General features: G+C 47.1%; 15 protein-coding genes and 2 pseudogenes. 8 read left to right on the forward strand and 9 right to left on the reverse strand.

Annotated elements, in window-relative coordinates:
* Positions 1-140: 140 nt before the first annotated feature.
* The 3 genes and pseudogenes from RAC86_RS07890 to RAC86_RS07900 all read right to left on the reverse strand — a co-directional run.
* Complete coding sequence (locus tag RAC86_RS07890; RefSeq protein WP_014112608.1) at positions 141-473, reverse strand: YckD family protein; 333 nt, start codon at positions 471-473, stop codon at positions 141-143.
* Positions 474-555: 82 nt separating this feature from the next.
* Positions 556-929, reverse strand: a pseudogene (locus RAC86_RS07895) (RDD family protein).
* Positions 926-1,105: pseudogene (locus RAC86_RS07900) on the reverse strand (hypothetical protein); the annotation flags it as partial. The pseudogenes RAC86_RS07900 and RAC86_RS07895, both read right to left, overlap by 4 nt.
* Before the next feature lie 237 nt (positions 1,106-1,342).
* Between RAC86_RS07900 and RAC86_RS07905 the strand changes: the two are divergent.
* Entirely contained in the window at positions 1,343-2,206 is an 864-nt protein-coding gene (locus RAC86_RS07905; protein WP_072565723.1) for a transporter substrate-binding domain-containing protein, read from the forward strand.
* Positions 2,207-2,215: 9 nt separating this feature from the next.
* On the forward strand, positions 2,216-2,896 hold the full coding sequence (locus RAC86_RS07910) for an amino acid ABC transporter permease (protein WP_072565722.1): 681 nt from the start codon (positions 2,216-2,218) through the stop codon (positions 2,894-2,896).
* Between the two features lie 46 nt (positions 2,897-2,942).
* Here RAC86_RS07910 and zinU read toward each other — a convergent pair whose 3' ends face one another.
* From zinU to RAC86_RS07935, 5 genes are all read right to left on the reverse strand, one after another.
* A complete protein-coding gene (zinU, locus tag RAC86_RS07915) occupies positions 2,943-4,136 on the reverse strand; it encodes a zinc metallochaperone ZinU (RefSeq protein ID WP_014112603.1) in 1,194 nt (397 codons plus the stop codon).
* Between the two features lie 37 nt (positions 4,137-4,173).
* Complete coding sequence (locus RAC86_RS07920; RefSeq protein WP_072565721.1) at positions 4,174-5,346, reverse strand: NAD(P)-binding domain-containing protein; 1,173 nt, start codon at positions 5,344-5,346, stop codon at positions 4,174-4,176.
* 82 nt (positions 5,347-5,428) lie between these two features.
* Positions 5,429-6,013: a L,D-transpeptidase gene (locus RAC86_RS07925; protein WP_072565720.1), complete on the reverse strand. Its 585-nt coding sequence runs from the start codon at positions 6,011-6,013 to the stop codon at positions 5,429-5,431.
* Positions 6,010-6,924: a GTP cyclohydrolase FolE2 gene (gene folE2, locus RAC86_RS07930; RefSeq protein WP_072565719.1), complete on the reverse strand. Its 915-nt coding sequence runs from the start codon at positions 6,922-6,924 to the stop codon at positions 6,010-6,012. The genes RAC86_RS07925 and folE2 overlap by 4 nt, the downstream gene beginning before the upstream one ends.
* Positions 6,925-7,039: 115 nt before the next feature.
* A complete protein-coding gene (locus tag RAC86_RS07935) occupies positions 7,040-8,245 on the reverse strand; it encodes an MFS transporter (protein WP_014112599.1) in 1,206 nt (401 codons plus the stop codon).
* A gap of 165 nt (positions 8,246-8,410) precedes the next feature.
* On the opposite strand from RAC86_RS07935, the gene nirB reads away from it, so the two are divergent.
* The 5 genes from nirB (at position 8,411) to cobA (ending at position 17,266) form a co-directional block, all read left to right on the forward strand.
* Positions 8,411-10,726: a nitrite reductase large subunit NirB gene (gene nirB / locus RAC86_RS07940; RefSeq protein WP_072565718.1), complete on the forward strand. Its 2,316-nt coding sequence runs from the start codon at positions 8,411-8,413 to the stop codon at positions 10,724-10,726.
* 6 nt (positions 10,727-10,732) lie between these two features.
* Positions 10,733-12,865 (forward strand): assimilatory nitrate reductase catalytic subunit NasC, encoded by a 2,133-nt coding sequence (nasC, locus tag RAC86_RS07945; RefSeq protein WP_072565717.1) that lies wholly within the window; start codon positions 10,733-10,735, stop codon positions 12,863-12,865.
* Between the two features lie 120 nt (positions 12,866-12,985).
* Positions 12,986-15,403: an NADPH-nitrite reductase gene (gene nasD, locus RAC86_RS07950; protein ID WP_072565716.1), complete on the forward strand. Its 2,418-nt coding sequence runs from the start codon at positions 12,986-12,988 to the stop codon at positions 15,401-15,403.
* 31 nt (positions 15,404-15,434) lie between these two features.
* A complete protein-coding gene (gene nirD, locus RAC86_RS07955; RefSeq protein WP_024120163.1) occupies positions 15,435-15,755 on the forward strand; it encodes a nitrite reductase small subunit NirD in 321 nt (106 codons plus the stop codon).
* A 59-nt stretch (positions 15,756-15,814) separates the two neighbouring features.
* Positions 15,815-17,266 carry a uroporphyrinogen-III C-methyltransferase gene (gene cobA, locus RAC86_RS07960; RefSeq protein WP_072565715.1) on the forward strand — a complete coding sequence of 484 codons (1,452 nt, stop codon included), beginning with the start codon at positions 15,815-15,817 and terminating at the stop codon, positions 17,264-17,266.
* A gap of 27 nt (positions 17,267-17,293) precedes the next feature.
* Here the strand turns inward: cobA and ffoR are convergent, their stop codons facing one another.
* On the reverse strand, positions 17,294-18,304 hold the full coding sequence (gene ffoR, locus RAC86_RS07965; RefSeq protein WP_072565714.1) for a ferredoxin--NADP(+) reductase: 1,011 nt from the start codon (positions 18,302-18,304) through the stop codon (positions 17,294-17,296).
* 162 nt (positions 18,305-18,466) lie between these two features.
* Between ffoR and RAC86_RS07970 the strand changes: the two genes are divergently transcribed.
* Complete coding sequence (locus tag RAC86_RS07970; protein ID WP_072565713.1) at positions 18,467-19,321, forward strand: alpha/beta fold hydrolase; 855 nt, start codon at positions 18,467-18,469, stop codon at positions 19,319-19,321.
* Positions 19,322-19,369 lie beyond the last annotated feature (48 nt).

Below are 19,369 nucleotides of genomic sequence, written 5' to 3' on the forward strand. Positions count from 1 at the left end.
TTCCATCATACACACCCCTTTATATCTCATTATACGATATAACTGACTACTACGACATTATTTTCTAAAACTTTACTCATTTATTACAGGAACTTTTTCACAATAAAAAAGCACCCAATTCCCATTGGATGCTTACCGTCTTAATGTCTTTTTTCAAATTTATGCTGATGAGGATGGGGCTTTGGAACAAAGCCGTTTTGTTTCATCATTTCAAAGTGTTTGTCCATGTGATTTTTGATGTGTTCTCCTCTTTCTTTAGGCAGGACACCGTATTGCACATACTTTGAGATTACGTCTTTGCGCTTTTTTAATATGTCTGCTTCCAGCTGTTCAATTTCTTTCTTTTGCTGATCTGTCAGTGTGACATTTGCGGGAGGCTGCTGCTGTTTTTCAGCGGCTTCAGCTGTGCCGGTCAGAGATATGACAGCTGCGGTTATGAACATTGTGATGATATTGATTTTTATCCGTTTCATCCAATTTATTCCTCCAATCCTATTTTTCATATGTTTTGCTGCATTGCATTTTTTATACATGCAAAAGAAAAAGAGCGAACCATTATTCGCTCTTTCTGATCTGTTCATCAGTATAAAGTTCTTCTTCACCCAGGGGCGCGTAAGTGACATACGTTCCCGCGATTAAATCATGCAGTGTCCGTTTGTCTTCTCGGACGCCGATCAGAATCAGGCTGGCGATCAAGCCGAGTCCGAAAGTTATGCCGTAAACCAGACCCGCAACAATAACCCGCAAAAACATCGTTAACAGGCTGACCTGTGATCCGTCTTTTTTTACGATTCTGATACCGCAGATTCTTTTTCCGATAAGGTAGCCGTTCCAAAACCAGGCAGCAAAAGATGCACCGAGACAATCATGTAATCCAGCAATGAAGCTCCTAATCTAATCCGGAATCCGGCTGGTTTGTAAATATTCATTTGACTCCCCCATATGTCTTCAATATGACTTTGATGTTTCCATCTTCTTTCTTATCGAATATATCATATGCCTTAGGGCCATCAGCAAGACTTAATTTATGCAAAAGATCGATTTCATGCTTCTTGACCATTTCATACAGCATTGGCATTAGATGAATAACGAGTGCCCGGCCCACTGGTGTAATGGCATCCTGGATCTGGGATCAGCTCAACATGCTCTTTTCCTTGATATGTCAGTGCTTTCATCCTTGGACAACTCCTTTATTGTCACTGGTTCCCTGTACATCCGCTTTTAAACGCTCACACGCTTTTGTATACACAATTCGAACTTTTTGAAAACGTCATCAACATATTGCAACCCCTTATGTTCAGTGCTATCTTTTTAGTTGATTAACAGATTGGGGGAAACATAGGTGAAATCATTCATGCAATCCAAAGCCGTTATATTCAGTTTCACAATGGCTTTCTTTCTTATATTGGCAGCCTGTTCCGGCAAAAATGAAGCCGATTCCAAGGATACAGGCTGGGAGCAGATCAAAGACAAAGGGAAAATTGTTGTCGCTACATCAGGCACGCTTTATCCCACTTCTTATCACGATACCGATTCTGGTTCCGATAAGCTGACGGGCTATGAGGTTGAAGTCGTTCGTGAAGCGGCAAAACGCCTGGGTCTGAAGGTTGAGTTCAAGGAGATGGGCATTGACGGAATGCTGACAGCGGTGAACAGCGGCCAGGTTGACGCAGCCGCAAATGACATCGATGTGACGAAGGACCGCGAGAAGAAGTTCGCGTTTTCCACTCCATATAAATATTCATACGGCACGGCAATCGTCCGAAAAGACGATTTATCAGGGATTAAAACGCTTAAGGATTTAAAAGGGAAGAAGGCCGCTGGCGCAGCTACGACAGTCTACATGGATGTAGCGAGAAAATACGGCGCTCAAGAAGTGATTTATGATAATGCGACCAATGAGCAGTATTTAAAAGATGTCGCCAACGGACGCACTGATGTCATTTTAAACGACTATTACCTGCAGACACTTGCGCTCGCAGCATTCCCGGATCTTAACATTACGATCCATCCTGACATCAAGTACATGCCGAACAAACAGGCGCTTGTCATGAAAAAAAGCAATGCAGCACTTCAGAAAAAGATGAACGAAACATTGAAAGAAATGAGCAAGGATGGCACTTTGACAAAGCTGTCGAAACAATTCTTCAATAAAGCAGATGTATCAAAGAAACTGGATGTCGACGTTCAGGACGTTGATTTGTAATCGGACGCCATGATAAATACCATTCAGTGGGAATATATTTTCAACACAAAGCTGGCCATTGAATCGTTCCCTTATGTCATAAAAGGCATTGGATATACGCTGCTCATCTCTTTTGTGAGCATGTTTGCGGGAACGGTGATCGGCCTGTTCATATCACTCGCCAGAATGTCTCAGCTTGCCTTGTTAAGGTGGCCGGCGAAGCTCTATATCTCATTTATGCGAGGCGTTCCGATTTTAGTGATCTTGTTTATCCTTTATTTCGGATTTCCTTATATCGGCATTGAATTTTCCGCTGTCACAGCCGCTTTAATTGGCTTTAGTCTTAACAGCGCCGCCTACATTGCAGAAATTAACCGTTCAGCCATTTCATCCGTTGAAAAAGGACAGTGGGAAGCCGCATCCTCTCTCGGCCTTTCCTATTGGCAGACGATGAGGGGTATCATTTTGCCGCAATCGATCCGTATTGCGCTGCCTCCGCTTGCCAATGTATTGCTCGACTTAATCAAAGCGTCCTCTCTCGCTGCAATGATTACAGTGCCGGAATTGCTCCAGCATGCGAAAATCATCGGCGGCAGAGAGTTTGATTACATGACCATGTATATTCTGACCGCTCTCATTTATTGGGCCATCTGCTCAGCAGCGGCAGCTTTTCAGAATATCCTTGAGAAAAAATACGCTCATTATGTTTAAACAAACGTTTTATTAAAAAAGCCGCTCCTCAGGAGACGGCCTTTTTCTATTGATTCAGCTTCCACTTGAACGGGTCCTCAAACAGCGACCAGTCGGAATCAAATTCGTACTCAGTCAGCAGGCATTGATCAAGCTCTTTCGTGATCGCTTCTTCATCCAAATCTGTTCCGATAAACACAAGCTGCGTCAAGCGGTCGCCGAATTCCGGATCCCAGTCCTCCAAAATTTCGGGCTCCTGCTGTTTGACTTGCTCCTGCTCAAGCTTTGGCAACGCCGCCACCCAATACGATACTGGCTCAAGCGTAACCGACGGTCCTGCTTGCGACATCAGCAAAGCGAGATTGTTATGCGAGGCGCACCAGACGATTCCTTTGGCACGAACCACGTTCTTTGGCATTTGATCCATCCAGCGATAAAACCGTGTAGAATGAAACGGCAAACGTCTTTTATACACAAATGAAGAGATGCCGTATTCTTCTGTTTCTGGGGTGTGTTCCGCATGGCCTGCTGTCAGCTCTTGAATCCAGCCTGCTGACCCGCTCGCTTCCTCGAAGTTAAATAACCCTGTATGCAAAATCTCCTGCGGTTTTACATTTCCTTTGACGGAACGAATGAATTTGGCTCTTGGCTGCAGTGTGCGAAGCACTTTTTCAAGCTGTTCGAGCTCTTGCTCACTGACCAGGTCACATTTATTCAAGATCAAAACATCACAAAACTCTATTTGATCGATCAAGAGGTCGGCAATGTCTCTTTCATCCTCTTCCCCCAGCGCTTCTTTGCGATCCAGAAGGCTATCGCCTGACTGATAATCATGCCAAAAACGGTTGGCATCAACCACTGTCACCATCGTATCCAGCTGACAGAATTTTGTAAGGTCGATCCCCATCTCTTCATCGATATAAGAAAAAGTCTGAGCCACCGGGATCGGTTCACTAATTCCTGTCGATTCAATCACGATATAATCAAACCGCCCGTCTTTTGCCAGCTTCTCGACTTCAATTAATAAGTCTTCGCGAAGCGTACAGCAAATGCAGCCGTTTGACATTTCCACAAGCTTTTCATCTGTTCTGGAAAGGCCTCCTTCCTGCTTAACCAAGCCTGCGTCAATGTTCACCTCACTCATATCGTTGACGATGACCGCTATTTTTAAGCCTTCACGATTTTGCAGAATGCTGTTCAGCAATGTTGTTTTTCCAGCGCCAAGATAACCGCTCAGTACGGTAACCGGAATTTTTTTCATACTAATGTCCTCCCTTATAAAATAGAATCATTACGATTTAATTCGTATGCTTCGCCGTATAGGCAATGGTGTAAGCAGCTTTTCGTGCTCCGGAAATATTTCTCGCTGTCGGCCCGATTTCTAATTCAGCAAAGGCTCCCATCACATATAAGCCTTTTCCCCATTGCAAATCCTTGCCAACAATCGGAAAACCGCAGCCTGCATAAGGCAATTGCTCCGCTTGCGCTGCTCTCTGTACCCAATCGAACCGGCTGATGTCCGAGGTAAAACCTGTTGCCAATGCGACACGCTCGTATTCGTATCGCGATTCGCTGGTTTTACAGTGTATCTGTATCTTGCCGTCATCTGTTTTTTGGCAAGAATCAATTTCATCCTGAATGACTTTTATTCTGCCCTCCTCCTTATAGACAGCAAGTGTTCTTGAAATGTCCTTTGGAAAAGAGCCACGATGTCTGGCGCTTGTAATCCATTGCCTTCGCTTTTGATAGTCAGACGTTTTACTGAATGCTTTCATATATTTCGGACCAAGCCATCCTGGATCACTATCGAAGTCATAGATCCGGAACGGATGCCTCACCAGCATCGTCACATCATGGCCGTCATCTGCGAGCTTTATGGCGTAATGAGCCGCCGTTATCCCTCCGCCCACAACTGCCATTTGCACACTTTCATTGCTTACATCGTGCACCTCTCTGTCAAACACATGATAAATGCCGTCATTCTGATATGGTTTTGTCCACTCCGGCCAAGAAGGCTGATGAGAAAAACTCATGGCTAAAACCACTCGTTCCCCCGTGAGAGTTCCAGCGGTATCTGTCTCCGCTTCCCACAACCCGTTTTTCCTTCTCAAATTTGTCACCATGCCTGTTTTCCATGCTTGATCAATATGTATCTCATTCAGCACAGTCTCGCAGTGCTGATTGAAGAGCGACAGCGAGGGCCTCTTATATCTTCCAAAGAATACTTCCGGCCATTGGCTTTTATCCGCATACGTTTGCAGGCTGAACGGCTCTGTGTCTACATGATGAACCGATGGAGAGCGCAAGTATTTCATCTGAATGCGGCTTGTGTTTCGTTTCCAGCATTCAAGAGGCCGTTCATGGGGATCAATGACAGCAAGATCCTCAATCGATGCCCTTCCGCTTTTCACCAGATGCACAGCCAAGGTTGTGCCTTGGATGCCGCCGCCAATGATCAGCCATTTATACATGGGAGAATCTCCTCTCTACAAAACGTAATTATTACGATTTAAATCGTATGGCTTTTTTTCCTTTTTGTCAACCGCTTTCCATTCAAGCGATCACAACTTTTGTATGTTCAGGGATGTTTTCATATATCCATTTCGCATCTGGGATGGCCAGCCTGATACATCCATGAGATGCCTTCACCCCTAGTTTTTTCGCTTCTTTTTCGATGACTTTTTTATCCTTTGTCATCGGCACACTGTGAAATAGAAATTCGCCATGGTTTTTCCATGAGACCCAGTATTCCGCACCTTCCTGATATCCTTCGGAGAAAAACCATTCTCCCCGTTCAGGCTCTATATAAAAGGTGCCCTTTGGCGTAGCATCATCTTTTGTTTGATCCAGTCCTGACGAGACAATCATTGTATATAAGGTTTTACTTCCTTCTTTGATGTAAGCCTTCTGGTCTTTCACGTCTACATCAATCCAGACATGTTTCTGCTTGATATTCGGGTATTCACCGCCTGATGGTTTGGTCCAATCGATGCTAGTTTTTTCTGTCTTTTGGTCGGACGTTACGTGCTCTGCTGTTTTCTTTGTATCAGCGCTTGCGTGTTCTTCCGCATGATCAGAGCAGGCTGACAGCAGGCTGGCCGGCACAAGAACAGCAACAAATAATAATAAGAGTTTCATATTCTATCCTCCTGTTTCGAAAAACGCAGCTTCGCATAGGCATCGTGGAGATGGATTGATTCTTCATTGCGGCATTCAATCTCAAAGGCTGACACCCATTCAAGCTCATACAAATCCGCGGCAATCAGCCGGGCGAGATCCTCAACAAATCTCGGATTCTCATATGCTGTTTCCGTCACGGCTTTTTCATCCGGGCGCTTAAGAACCGGATGCAGTCTCGCAGAAGCATTTGATTCTGCGGCGTCAAGCAAATCAGCTTTAAAATCGCTTGGAAGCGATACTGCCGGATGAATATCAGCCCAAATGCTGACCGTCCCCCTCTGATTATGAGCGCTGTATTCACTGATTTCCTTGGAGCAAGGGCACAGGGTCGTTACTTTCGCTGAGATGCCGGCACGCTGTTCAAACGGCTGATCTTCGCGATGGGTGACAGACATCAATATGTCAGCATGCATCAAACCCGCTTTCTCAAGCTTCGGACTTTTCCGTTCGAAAAACCATGGAAACCGCACTTCGACTGAAGCTGATGACTGGTCCATGTTTTCTGCAAGCTCTTTCGTAAATTGCTGTAGAGAGGAAAATGAGAGAATCCAGCCGTTTTGATGATAGATTTGGAGCAGCTCTGTTAACCGGCTCATATTAATCCCCTTCTGATTCCTCCGCAAATCACAAGTCATTGTAAAGTTCGCAGTCGTTGTTTGCTCAGCAGGCGTCATGGCAGAAGTGATTGTGACCGGATGGGACACATTAGCGACACCTACATGCTGAATGTCAAAAAAATAATCCTTCCTGATATTTTGCAGATCCTTCATTTTCTCTTTTTCTACAGGTTTCTCGCCTTTTATCGGACTGACCGACCCAAAGTATTGAAGACGTTCCGGTTTTCCCGGAAGCGGCATTTGTTGATTCAATCAGAAAACTCCTCTCATTAACAAATCGTAATAATTACTATTTATTTTGATGGGTTCACTGATTAAAATCAAGAGAAAATAAAAAAGACACGCACAAATGCGTGTCCGTCAAAACCTAAATATCAGCGGGGCTGCTTTCCGCGCTCCAGCTTTTTCTCCAGTAATAGCCTGCGGCAAGCACGAGCGCAAACGCCAGCAGCGCGATACAGGAAAACGTGATAAAACCGATAGCATATGTGCCTGTCATCTGTTTTAGCGATCCTAAGATGTTCGGCAGGAAAAATCCTCCTATGCCGCCGGCCGCGCCGACGATTCCCGTCACCATGCCGATTTCTTTGCGGAAGCGCTGCGGTACGAGCTGGAATACGGCTCCGTTGCCCATTCCGAGCCCCATCATTCCGACAAACAAAAGAACGATGACCATTGAGAGAGACGGCAGGCTGCTGACCCCAGCCATACACAGGGCCACGATGACAAACAATACAGAAAGCACTTTTGTGCCGCCGACACGATCGGAAATCCAGCCCCCGACAGGCCGGAAAAAGCTTCCCGCCGCCACACATAATGTAACGAAATCGCCCGCGTGAATTTTTGACAGCTGGTATTGATCGACAAAGAAAATAGATAAAAAGCTTGATAGCCCGACAAATCCCCCGAATGTGACACTGTACAGCAGGCAGAAAAACCATGTTTCCTTTTGCCCGAACACATGCAGATAGCTTTTGAGCGGCTGCGGCGCCGGCTGTGCAGGGGAATCCTTTGCCATGGACACAAAAAGAATAAAGACGATCAGCAAAGGAATAAGCGCAATTCCCATAACAATGTGCCAGCCGAACTGCTCTGCAAGACGCGGGCCAAACAGGGTTGCAAACAAAGTGCCGCTGTTCCCCGCGCCGGCGATCCCCATCGCAAGCCCCTGCAAATGAGGCGGATACCACCGGCTTGCCATAGGCAGCGCAACGGCAAAGCTTGCCCCCGCCACGCCAAGCAGAATCCCGATGGCATACAGCTCAGGCAGCGAGCGGCCGCCAAATGTCCCCCACAGCAGCGGAATCATTGTCACCAGCATCCCGATCATTGCCGTTTTTTTCGGTCCGATTCTGTCCGTTAAAACACCTAAAATGATACGAAACACAGATCCTGATAAAATCGGCACAGCCACGATAAGCCCTTTCTCAAATGGGGACAGGCCAAAATCCTGAGAAATATAAACACCCAGCGCCCCAAGCATAACCCATATCATAAAACTCACATCAAAGTATAAAAAGGAACAGAGCAAAGTGAGTGGATGACCGCTAGTTTTCAGTTCCGACAGCTTCATAAGATTCCCCTTTCTTGACCCTTAATTATTTTAAATTTTCTGAATCAAGAATATATGACCATTTTTTTCTGGAAAAGACATGTGTAAGTTTTTGTGACACGTTTAATGCGTTAACAATGCATTGTGACATAATTTTTAATAGGAGAATCAAAGGAGGTCTGGCACATGAAGAAACAAAGATTGGTGTTAGCAGGGAACGGCATGGCCGGAATCCACTGTATTGAAGAAGTTTTAAAGCTGAATCGCCAAATGTTCGAAATTGTCATTTTCGGAAGCGAACCGCATCCCAACTATAATCGCATTCTCTTATCCTCTGTATTGCAGGGTGAGGCGTCACTCGATGACATTACACTGAACAACAAGGATTGGTACGACAAGCACGGGATTACGCTTTACACAGGCGAAACGGTTGTTCACATTGATACAGTTCAGCAGCGGGTTATCACGGACCGGAAACGCACCCATTCTTATGACAAATTAATAGTGGCAACAGGCTCCTCCCCTCATATTCTCCCCATCCCCGGGGCGGACAAAGAAGGCGTCTACGGATTTCGAACAATAGAAGACTGCCAAGCGTTGATGAGCATGGCCAAACACTATCAAAAGGCAGCGGTGATCGGAGCCGGCTTATTAGGACTGGAAGCAGCAGTCGGTTTACAGCATCTCGGCATGGATGTCAGCGTCATTCATCACTCTGCCGGCATTATGCAAAAACAGCTGGATCAAACGGCGTCGAGGCTGCTGCAGACAGAGCTGGAACGGAAAGGCTTAACCTTTCTTTTGGAAAAAGACACCGTATCCATTTCTGGCACCTCGCGGGCAGACGGCATCTGTTTTAAAGACGGCTCTTCATTGAAAGCTGACTTGATTGTGATGGCGGCTGGCGTGAGGCCGAATATTCAATTGGCTGTGTCAGCCGGAATCGCAGTGAACCGCGGGATCATCGTGAATGACTACATGCAGACGAGTGAACCGAATGTGTATGCCGTCGGCGAATGCGCCGAGCATAACGGAACGTTGTATGGTTTGGCAGCCCCGCTTTATGAACAGGGAAAAGCTCTCGCCAAACATATTTGCGGTGCTCCATGTGAGGGGTATCAAGGGTCAGCACCATCTGCAGCTTTAAAAATAGCTGGAATTGATGTGTGGTCAGCTGGAAAGGTTCACGAAGATGAACGCACGACGAGTATTAAAATCTACGATGAACAAACAGGCATTTATAAAAAAGCACTCTTTGAGGATGACAAACTGGCCGGCGCTATTTTATTCGGAGATACACGTGACAAGCAGCGGTTTCTCGACAGCCTGCTCAAACAAAGAGACATCTCCATTGTCAAAAAACAGATCATCGAACCCGAGAATACCGGCACTTTATTTGATTCCATGTCTTCCAGTGAAACGATTTGCCAATGCAACTCAGTGACGAAAGGCGCGATTGAAGAAGCGGTACACACGAAAGGCCTAACAACTGTTGAGGAAGTGAAGCACTGCACCAAAGCATCCGGTTCCTGCGGAGGATGCAAGCCGCTCGTTAAAGACCTTTTGAGGCACATGACCAGCAGCGAATATACAGAGCCCGCCGTCACTCCTTCGTTTTGCGGCTGTACTGATTTTACAGAAGACGACATCATTGCCGAGCTTCAGCGCAGGCCATTCACTAATCCGGGAGAAGCGATGAGCCAGCTTGGCTGGAAAACGAATAATGGATGCCGCAAATGTGTTCCGGCGATTCAATACTACCTGGAAATGCTTCATCCCGGTTTTGTTCAGCCTGAATCAGCTGCCGAAGATACATACATCCTGATTCCACAAATGTACGGCGGGCGAACGAATGCGGAGCAGCTAAGAAACATCGCCAATATCATCGAGGCGTACAGCATCTCCGACGTATCCATCACTCACGGCCAAAGACTGAAGCTTTCCGGGATCAAACCCGCGGATCTCCCAAACATCAAAAAAGACCTGAAAATGCCCGTACGCTCAAACGAACACCACCGCACGCTGCAAAGTGTCAAAGCATGTACATGCGGACAAAACCGATCGATTCAACAGCTGGCAGCCCAGATCGAGAGACATCTTGAGATGCTTTCCATGCCCGCTTATATTTCTATCAGCTTATCATGTGAAACAGACTGCACCGATGCCGCCATACAAGATGTCGGCGCGATTCGAACGCAAGCTGGCTGGGACATTTACATCGGCGGCGTCCGGGGAACTCATGCCCGTTCCGGAGCTCTGTTTTGCGTTACTGACAACGCAGACAGCACTGCCAGCATGATCAAAGGACTGATCCAGTATTACCGTGAAACGGCTCATTACTTAGAAGCCGTTCATCAGTGGATGGACCGTCTCGGGATCGTGCATATCAGAGAAGTGCTATTTGAAGAGGAGCTTAAGACACAGCTGCTGGAAAGCCTCCAAACAGACCTGTCACTGATTCAAAACCCGCCTGTACAGGCTGGCGCACATAAGAAAGGATGAGGCATTTTGACTGAACGACTGCTTAGATATTTCCGTGATAAACAGCAAGACATCCAATCAGAAAAAACGTATGACACCCAATGCCCGTTTTGCAGCATGCAGTGCAAAATGCAGCTTGTGGAACAAACCATCGTCACACGGAAAAAGTACACAGCGATCGGGATTGATAATCCTACGACACAGGGCCGATTATGCATGAAGGGCATGAACGCCCACCAGCATGCCCTGAACTCCTCCCGCATCACCCGGCCGCTGCTGAAGAAAAACGGTGAATTTATGCCTGTTTCCTGGGAAGAAGCACTGAATCATATCAAAGACCAAGTGACTATGATTCAACAAGAACACGGCCATGACGCCATGGCTGTATACGGAAGCGCCTCGATTACGAATGAAGAGGCATATTTGTTAGGAAAATTCGCGCGGGTGGGCTTACAGACAAAATACATCGACTACAACGGGAGACTTTGTATGTCCGCCGCAGCAACCGCAGCCAACCAAACATTCGGCGCGGACAGAGGCTTAACGAATCCCTTATCAGACATTCCCCACACCCGTGTGATCATTCTGGCCGGCACCAATATTGCGGAATGCCAGCCTACGATTATGCCGTATTTTGAAAAAGCGAAAGAAAACGGTGCTTACATCATTGCCATTGATCCGCGCGAAACAGCGACAACGAAAATCGCCGACCTTCATCTGAAAATCAAACCCGGCACAGACGCCGCCCTTGCCAACGCTCTCGTCAAAATCATGATCGACGAACAGCTCGTAAACGAAGATTTCATTCGATCACGAACAAATGGATTCGAAGAGCTGAAACAGCATACTGACGCGTTGAGCCTGAATGATATCTCCGAACAGACGAGTGTTCCGCTGGCGCACATGCGAAAAGCCGCTGTGAAGTTTGCCAAGGAAACATCCGGCATGCTGTTTACAGCCCGCGGGATTGAACAGCAAACCGATGGAACAGCGGCTGTGAAAGGCTTCTTAAACATGGTGCTCATCACAGGAAAAATCGGCAAACCTTACTCGGGCTATGGGGCGATCACCGGACAAGGCAACGGGCAAGGCGCCAGAGAGCACGGCCAAAAAGCCGATCAGCTCCCGGGCTACCGTTCTATTGAAAATGAAGAACATCGGTCGCATATTGCGAAAGTGTGGGGAATCCATCAGGATGATTTGCCGCGAAAAGGTGTCTCAGCTTATGAAATGATGGAAAAAATCAATGACGGTGACATCAAAGGGCTGTTCCTCATGTGCTCAAATCCCGCTGTCTCCAGCCCAAATGCAAATCTCGTGAAAAAAGCTCTGAGGAAACTGACATTCTTTGTCGCGATCGATTTGTTTATTTCTGAGACTGCGAAATACGCTGATGTGATTTTGCCCGCCTCCTCTTATTTAGAAGATGAGGGCACCATGACAAATGTCGAAGGCCGCGTGACATTAAGAGAAGCAAGCAGGCCGTGTCCCGGTGAAGCAAAGCATGATTGGCAGATCATTTGTGAGATCGCATCCGCTCTCGGGAAGGGCCGTTATTTTTCTTACACGTCAGCAGAGGATATTTTTAATGAATTGAGAGAAGCAAGCCGAGGCGGGATTGCTGATTATTCAGGCATCACATACGACAGGCTCAGACATGAAGGCGGCATTCACTGGCCGTGTCCAGAACCTAATCATCCCGGAACCGGGCGCTTGTTTACAGACTCATTTGCACATCCGGATCAAAAAGCAGCATTAAGTGTGATCCCAAACGAACCGGCTGTTCCAAAAGAGAAGCCGACAGCCGATTATCCGCTGTATTTAACGACAGGCCGAGTCATGTCTCATTACTTAACAGGCGTCCAAACGAGAAAAAGCGCCGCCCTTACCGCGAGACACTTTGAATCTTTTATGGAAATCCACCCGCAAACAGCGGCGTCCTTCCATATTGAAGACCGTGTTCTCGTAAAAATAGAATCGCCGCGGGGAAGCATCACCGTCCGCAGCAAATTATCAGAACAAATCAGAAAAGACACCGTTTTTGTTCCCATCCACTGGGCAGATGCTCAAAATGTGAATGATTTAATCAGCGAAGCCTTAGATCCAGCCTGCAAAATGCCCGGTTTTAAGGTATGCGCCGTCCGAATCAGGCCTATTTAAATTTTTCATAAAATTTTTAGAACTTTTCGTATATTTTGTTACATTTTATAACATGTATCTTAAATATTCCTTTTTGCTGTGCTACGCTGGAAAAAACATTGATAAGGAGCGGATCATCTGATGGGAAAAAAACAGCTAGTTCTTGTTGGAAATGGAATGGCCGGGGTAAGGGCCATTGAAGAGATACTGAGTGTTGCAAAAGACGAGTTTCAGATCACAATTTTCGGTGCCGAACCGCATCCCAACTACAACCGAATCCTTTTGTCAAAAGTGCTTCAAGGCGATACAGATATTAAAGATATTACGTTAAACGATTGGGACTGGTACGAAGAAAACCATATTCAATTATATACAAATGAAACAGTTATTAAAGTGGACACCGAAAACAAAACCGTCATCACAGATGCAGACAGAATACAGCCTTATGATGAACTGATCCTGGCTACGGGTTCTGTCCCTTTTATCCTGCCGATTCCGGGCGCAGACAAAAAAGGCGTCACAGCTTTCCGGGACATAAAAGATACAGACACGATGCTTGCCGCGTCAAAACAATATAAAAAAGCAGCCGTCATCGGCGGAGGCCTGCTTGGTTTGGAAGCCGCACGCGGACTGTTGAATCTCGGCATGGACGTGTCCGTCATCCACCTCGCCCCATTCCTGATGGAACGCCAGCTTGATGCAACGGCAGGACGCCTGCTGCAAAACGAGTTAGAAAAACAAGGAATGACCTTTTTACTTGAAAAGCAAACCGAAGAAATTGTCGGTGATGACCGCGTCGAAGGCGTCCGCTTCAAAGACGGAACAAGTATTGAAGCTGATTTAGTCGTCATGGCTGTCGGCATCCGCCCGAATACACAGCTTGGCGCAGAAAGCGGCATTCCGGTCAACCGCGGAATCATTGTCAACGATTATATGCAAACTGAAATCCCGCACATTTATGCGGTCGGCGAATGCGCTGAGCACCGCGGAATCGCATACGGGCTCGTGGCGCCGCTCTATGAACAGGCAAAAGTGCTGGCGAAGCATATTTGCGGCATCGAAACAAAACCGTATGAAGGCTCCATTCTCTCCACTCAGTTAAAAGTATCAGGCGTCGAGGTCTTCTCTGCCGGTGACTTTAACGAATCAGATGAGAAAAAAGCGGTTAAGGTTTTCGATGAACAGGACGGCATCTATAAAAAAATCGTCCTGAGAGGCAATCAAATTGTCGGTGCTGTTTTATTCGGCGACAGCAGCGAGGGCAATCGCCTGTTTTCTATGATTCAAAAAGAAGCCGATATCACTGAAACCTCTAAAATATCAATCTTACAGCCTCTCAACCAAGAAGCAGGCACAAGCATTACCGCAGCGATGAGCGACGATGAAATCATCTGCGGCTGTAACGGCGTGTCAAAAGGTATGATTATTCAAGCCATACAGGAAAAAGGCTGCTCGTCAACAGACGAGATCAAAGCATGCACCGGTGCATCCCGCTCATGCGGAGGCTGTAAGCCGCTCGTAGAAGAAATCCTCCAGCATACGCTCGGATCAGACTTTGATGCTTCAGCGCAAAAAGAAGCGATTTGCGGCTGTACCACATTGTCGAGAGATGAAGTCGTAGAAGAAATCAAAGCCAAAGGGCTGTCACATACAAGAGAAATCATGAACGTGCTCGGCTGGAAAACGCCAGAAGGCTGTTCAAAATGCCGACCGGCCCTGAACTACTACTTAGGCATGATCAATCCAACCAAATACGAGGATGACCGGACATCCCGCTTTGTTAACGAACGAATGCACGCCAATATTCAAAAAGACGGAACATATTCAGTCGTGCCTCGGATGTACGGAGGCGTGACCAACTCCACAGATTTGCGCAAGATCGCAGATGTCGTCGACAAATATGAGATCCCGCTCGTGAAAATGACTGGCGGTCAGCGAATTGATCTCATCGGCGTGAAAAAAGAAGACCTTCCGAAGGTATGGGAAGATCTTGATATGCCGTCAGGCTACGCGTACGGAAAGACACTGCGCACAGTAAAAACATGCGTAGGCGAGCAATTCTGCCGCTTCGGCACCCAAGACTCCATGGCACTGGGCATTGCGCTTGAGAAAAAATTCGAAGGGCTGAACACGCCTCATAAAGTGAAAATGGCCGTGTCTGCCTGCCCGCGGAACTGTGCGGAATCCGGCATTAAGGACCTTGGCGTTGTCGGCATTGACGGAGGCTGGGAGCTTTATGTCGGCGGAAACGGCGGAACTCATTTACGTGCCGGTGATTTGCTGATGAAGGTGAAAACAAATGAAGAAGTCTTAGAATACGCAGGCGCTTACCTGCAATATTACCGGGAAACCGCGAACTATCTGGAGCGTACTTCCGCTTGGCTTGAGCGCGTCGGTTTATCCCATGTCCAATCCGTGTTAAACGATCCGGAAAAACGGCAGGAGCTGAACGACCGAATGAATGAAACACTCTCTGTCCACAAGGATCCGTGGAAGGGCTTTTTGGATAATAAACAAACCTCTAAAGAGTTATTTGAAAATGTCGTAACCACATCGTAATGACAAAAACAAACATTAAGGAGGAATGGACATGGTAAACAAAGACGTAACAAAAGTATGTATCGGAAAAATTGAAGAATTGCCTGAACAATTAGGCAAAACAGTGTATATTGAAGATAAGGAGCTCGCAGTTTTCAAGCTTTCAAACGGAAGCATCCGCGCCATCGAAAACCGCTGTCCGCATAAGGGCGGCGTCCTGGCAGAAGGGATCGTCAGCGGAGAATATGTTTTCTGCCCGATGCACGATTGGAAAATCTCCTTAGAAGACGGAATCGTCCAAGAACCAGATCACGGATGCGTCAAAACATACGAAACGCTGATCGAGGGAGAATATGTTTATCTCGTATATTGATCAAAAGACCGGATCACTTTTAAGTGATCCTTCATTTTTTACAGTGACGGAAGGATGACATGATCATGAAGAACGGAATCGTATATTTCGTGGGAGCGGGCCCCGGAGATCCAGGACTGCTCACCATCAAAGGAAAACAGGCGCTGGAGGAAGCAGATGTTATTTTATATGACCGGCTCGCCAACCCGAAGCTCCTCGAATTCGCATCACCGGACTGCCAGTTTATTTATTGTGGAAAACTGCCAGACCGCCATTTTATGAAACAAAGAGAAATCAATGCCCTGCTGGTTGAAAAAGCATCAAAGGGGTTAACCGTCGTCCGTTTAAAAGGCGGAGATCCAAGTGTATTCGGCAGAGTCGGCGAGGAAGCAGATGCTCTCCATGAGCACGGCATCCGTTATGAAATGGTGCCGGGGATCACTTCCGGAATTGCAGCGCCGCTATATGCGGGCATCCCCGTTACACATCGGGATTTCGCATCGTCTTTTGCCATGATTACTGCGCATGATACATCATTAAAAGGCACGCCGAATCTCGACTGGGAAGGGCTTGCCCGAAGCGTTCAAACCCTAGTCTTTTACATGGGCGTCAAGAATTTATCTTATATTTGCCAGCAGCTCATCGCATACGGAAAATCGCCTTCTGTCCCTGTCATTGTGGTCCAATGGGGTACGTGGGGCCGCCAGCGGAGTGTGAAAGGATCGCTAGAGAACATTCAGCAAAAAGTACAGGAACACCAGATCACAAACCCTGCGATTATCGTCATCGGAGATATCGTCAATTTTCAAACACACAGCTGGTTTGAAAGCAAACCACTCATCGGCCAGCACTTGATGGTTGTCACTCATGGCGAAGATGAAGATCCGCTTGCAGACAAGCTGCGTGCTTCCGGTGCTGATGTCATCGAATGGCCGAAATGGCGGACTGAGAGCATGCCTGTCAATGAAGAGATTCTTCAAAAGATCGGCACCTTTGAAGACATTTTTTTCACATCGCGCCATGCAGTTTGTGAATTTTTCCAAGCGCTGGCTTCCAAGAAAATCGACATCCGCCAGCTGACAGCCCGACTGAGTGCAGCATCTGAGCAAGCAAAGACGGAGGTTGAAAAACGGGGTTTTCTCGTCTCCGCCATTCAGCCTGATTCAGAAAAACGTCTTGTTGTCGGGAGCCGGCATACAGTGGAAAACATGCAGAAGCATGAGTCCTGTTCGTTTTATATCACCCATGAAAACGTCATAGATGATCGGTTCACCCACATGATTCAGCGAACCATCAGTGAATCTCCGCTGTACATGATCGTATGCCCGAGCAAACCGTCCGTTCAGCAATTGATCAGCACAGGCGAACAAATTGGCATTTCGCCGGAACCCGCAGCAAGCCGACCTCCCATCGTCTGCATAGGCGATGACTCAGTTGCCGGCGCTTATGGATTCACAGCGGTCCAAAAGCAGGATGAATTGTTGGCTTTTATTCAAAATCAACAGGCGGAAAAAAAGCTTCTTCATAGCTGATTGCGGCAGCCCTCTTTAAGGGCTGTTTTATTTATGCACCAATTTTTTGTGATGGGTTGAATACATCGCCATATTTTCGGCCTTAGGGTCCAAATAAGCCTTCGCGCTGTTGACCGCTGTCGGCCCTTCCGTAAAGCCGCCGGCAATCAATCTCAGTTTACTTTCATAAAAAGCCGCGTCACCCGCCACAAACACACCCGGAAGATTCGTCCGCATATGTCTGTCCGCTTTCACCCTGCCTTCTTCAATCTCAAGCCCCCACTCCTTCATCGGTCCGAGATCAATTTTGAACCCATGATTAATGATCAGCTCGTCAACCTCTATGTCTTCCCTCTGGCCAGACGCAGTATGACAAACAGTCACACTCTGGATGCGCTCTTCATCGCCGCTCAGCTGCCCCAGACGATAAGGAGTGAGCACCCGCACCGATGATTGCTTCATCTTCGTCACGCTGCTTTCCATTCCACCGAATTCCTCGCGCCGGTGAACGACAGTCACAGACGCCGCAATCGGTTCCAGCTCATTGGCCCAATCGACCGCAGTATCACCGCCGCCTGATATCACGACCCGCTTCCCTTTAAACGCATCAAGCTTCTCCACTCCATAATGAAGGTTTTTGCCCGCATACCGGGTCGCATCCTCACTGTCAAACTCATTAACCTCAAGCGTTCCCATGCCGACAGCTAAAATCACGGTATGTGTATAATGCTTTTCTCCTTCAGAACCTGTCAGCACAATGGTGCCGTCTTCCAAGCGTTCAAATCCGATCACACGCTGATTCAGCACGATGTCAGGATCAAACGTCGCCGCCTGCTCCTTCAGCTGCTCGATCAGCTGTTTTCCCGCAATCCCCGGTATTCCACCGATATCGCGAATGATTTTCTCAGGAAAGAATAAAGACACCTTCCCTCCGAGCCGTGGCAAAAATTCGATTACTTTCGTTTTCAGCTCCCGCATCCCGCAGTAAAAAGCCGTAAACAGCCCGATCGGCCCCCCGCCTATAATCGTAACGTCATATATCTCTTGATTCTCAGCCATCCGTCCTGCCTCCGTTCACATCTATATCAAAACCACTTTAATTGAGAATGAATATCAGTACAAAGTATATCATATTTCCCGAGCCTTTGTTTATTCATTTCTTCTCCTTGTGGTAAATTGTTGAAAACTCTATAATAGGCAGAAAACAAATAGGAGAAACAGATGAAAAGACGAGTCGAAATGATCACTATCGAAGGACATACACTAGAATATTCTGTAACAGGCAAGGGAGCCCCCATTTTTGTCATGCATGGCGGGCATTCAAATTGTTACGAGGAATTCGGGTACACGGCGCTGATTGAGCATGGGTATTCCATTATCACGCCTTCAAGGCCCGGCTATGGACGAACGTCAAAAGAGATTGGAAAAAGTCTTGCCGACGCCTGCCGTTTCTATGTGAAGTTATTAGATCATTTACAAATCGACAGTGTCCATGTGTTGGCCATCTCAGCAGGAGGGCCGAGCGGCATATGCTTTGCCTCACATTATCCGGAAAGGGTAAACACTCTAACCCTGCAATCCGCGGTCACCAAGGAATGGCTCACCCCCAAAGATACTGAATATAAAATGGGGAGAATCCTCTTCCGCCCGCCGGTGGAAAAGTGGATATGGAAGCTGGTTTCTCATCTGAATAACGCCTTCCCGCGTTTCATGTTTCAAGCCATGAGCCCGCAATTCAGCACACTTTCGTTTCAGCGGATCAAGTCCCTGATGGATGAAAAAGACATAGAAGCATTTCGGAAAATGAACAGCCGGCAGCGCTCAGGTGAAGGATTTCTGCTTGACTTGTCACAAACAGCCGCTATCTCTTCAAAAGAGCTGCAGGCCATCTCATGCCCCGTACTGATTATGCAAAGTGTTTATGATGGGTTTATCGACAAGTCACATGCACATTATGCAAAAGAACATATTCCTGACGCTGTTCTCTGTTTGCTTCACTCATGGGGGCACCTGATTTGGCTCGGGAAAGAAGCTGCTGAAACAGATAGAGTCATACTCGGCTTTTTGGAATCCTAAACAAAGTGAAACGATCCTTCCCCCTCCTCCGTCAAACAAGCAGTGCCT

The organism is Bacillus sp. LR_5 (assembly GCF_042709275.1).

Bases quoted from the DNA above. Each gene is read 5' to 3' on its own strand.
- nirD (WP_024120163.1), top strand. From the start codon at position 15,435: ATGGTAAACAAAGACGTAACAAAAGTATGTATCGGAAAAATTGAAGAA.
- cobA (WP_072565715.1), top strand. From the start codon at position 15,815: ATGATCATGAAGAACGGAATCGTATATTTCGTGGGAGCGGGCCCCGGA.
- nirB (WP_072565718.1), top strand. From the start codon at position 8,411: ATGAAGAAACAAAGATTGGTGTTAGCAGGGAACGGCATGGCCGGAATC.
- RAC86_RS07970 (WP_072565713.1), top strand. From the start codon at position 18,467: ATGAAAAGACGAGTCGAAATGATCACTATCGAAGGACATACACTAGAA.
- ffoR (WP_072565714.1), bottom strand. From the start codon at position 18,304: ATGGCTGAGAATCAAGAGATATATGACGTTACGATTATAGGCGGGGGG.
- RAC86_RS07920 (WP_072565721.1), bottom strand. From the start codon at position 5,346: ATGTATAAATGGCTGATCATTGGCGGCGGCATCCAAGGCACAACCTTG.
- RAC86_RS07935 (WP_014112599.1), bottom strand. From the start codon at position 8,245: ATGAAGCTGTCGGAACTGAAAACTAGCGGTCATCCACTCACTTTGCTC.
- RAC86_RS07910 (WP_072565722.1), top strand. From the start codon at position 2,216: ATGATAAATACCATTCAGTGGGAATATATTTTCAACACAAAGCTGGCC.
- nasD (WP_072565716.1), top strand. From the start codon at position 12,986: ATGGGAAAAAAACAGCTAGTTCTTGTTGGAAATGGAATGGCCGGGGTA.
- zinU (WP_014112603.1), bottom strand. From the start codon at position 4,136: ATGAAAAAAATTCCGGTTACCGTACTGAGCGGTTATCTTGGCGCTGGA.
- RAC86_RS07925 (WP_072565720.1), bottom strand. From the start codon at position 6,013: ATGAAACTCTTATTATTATTTGTTGCTGTTCTTGTGCCGGCCAGCCTG.
- RAC86_RS07890 (WP_014112608.1), bottom strand. From the start codon at position 473: ATGAAACGGATAAAAATCAATATCATCACAATGTTCATAACCGCAGCT.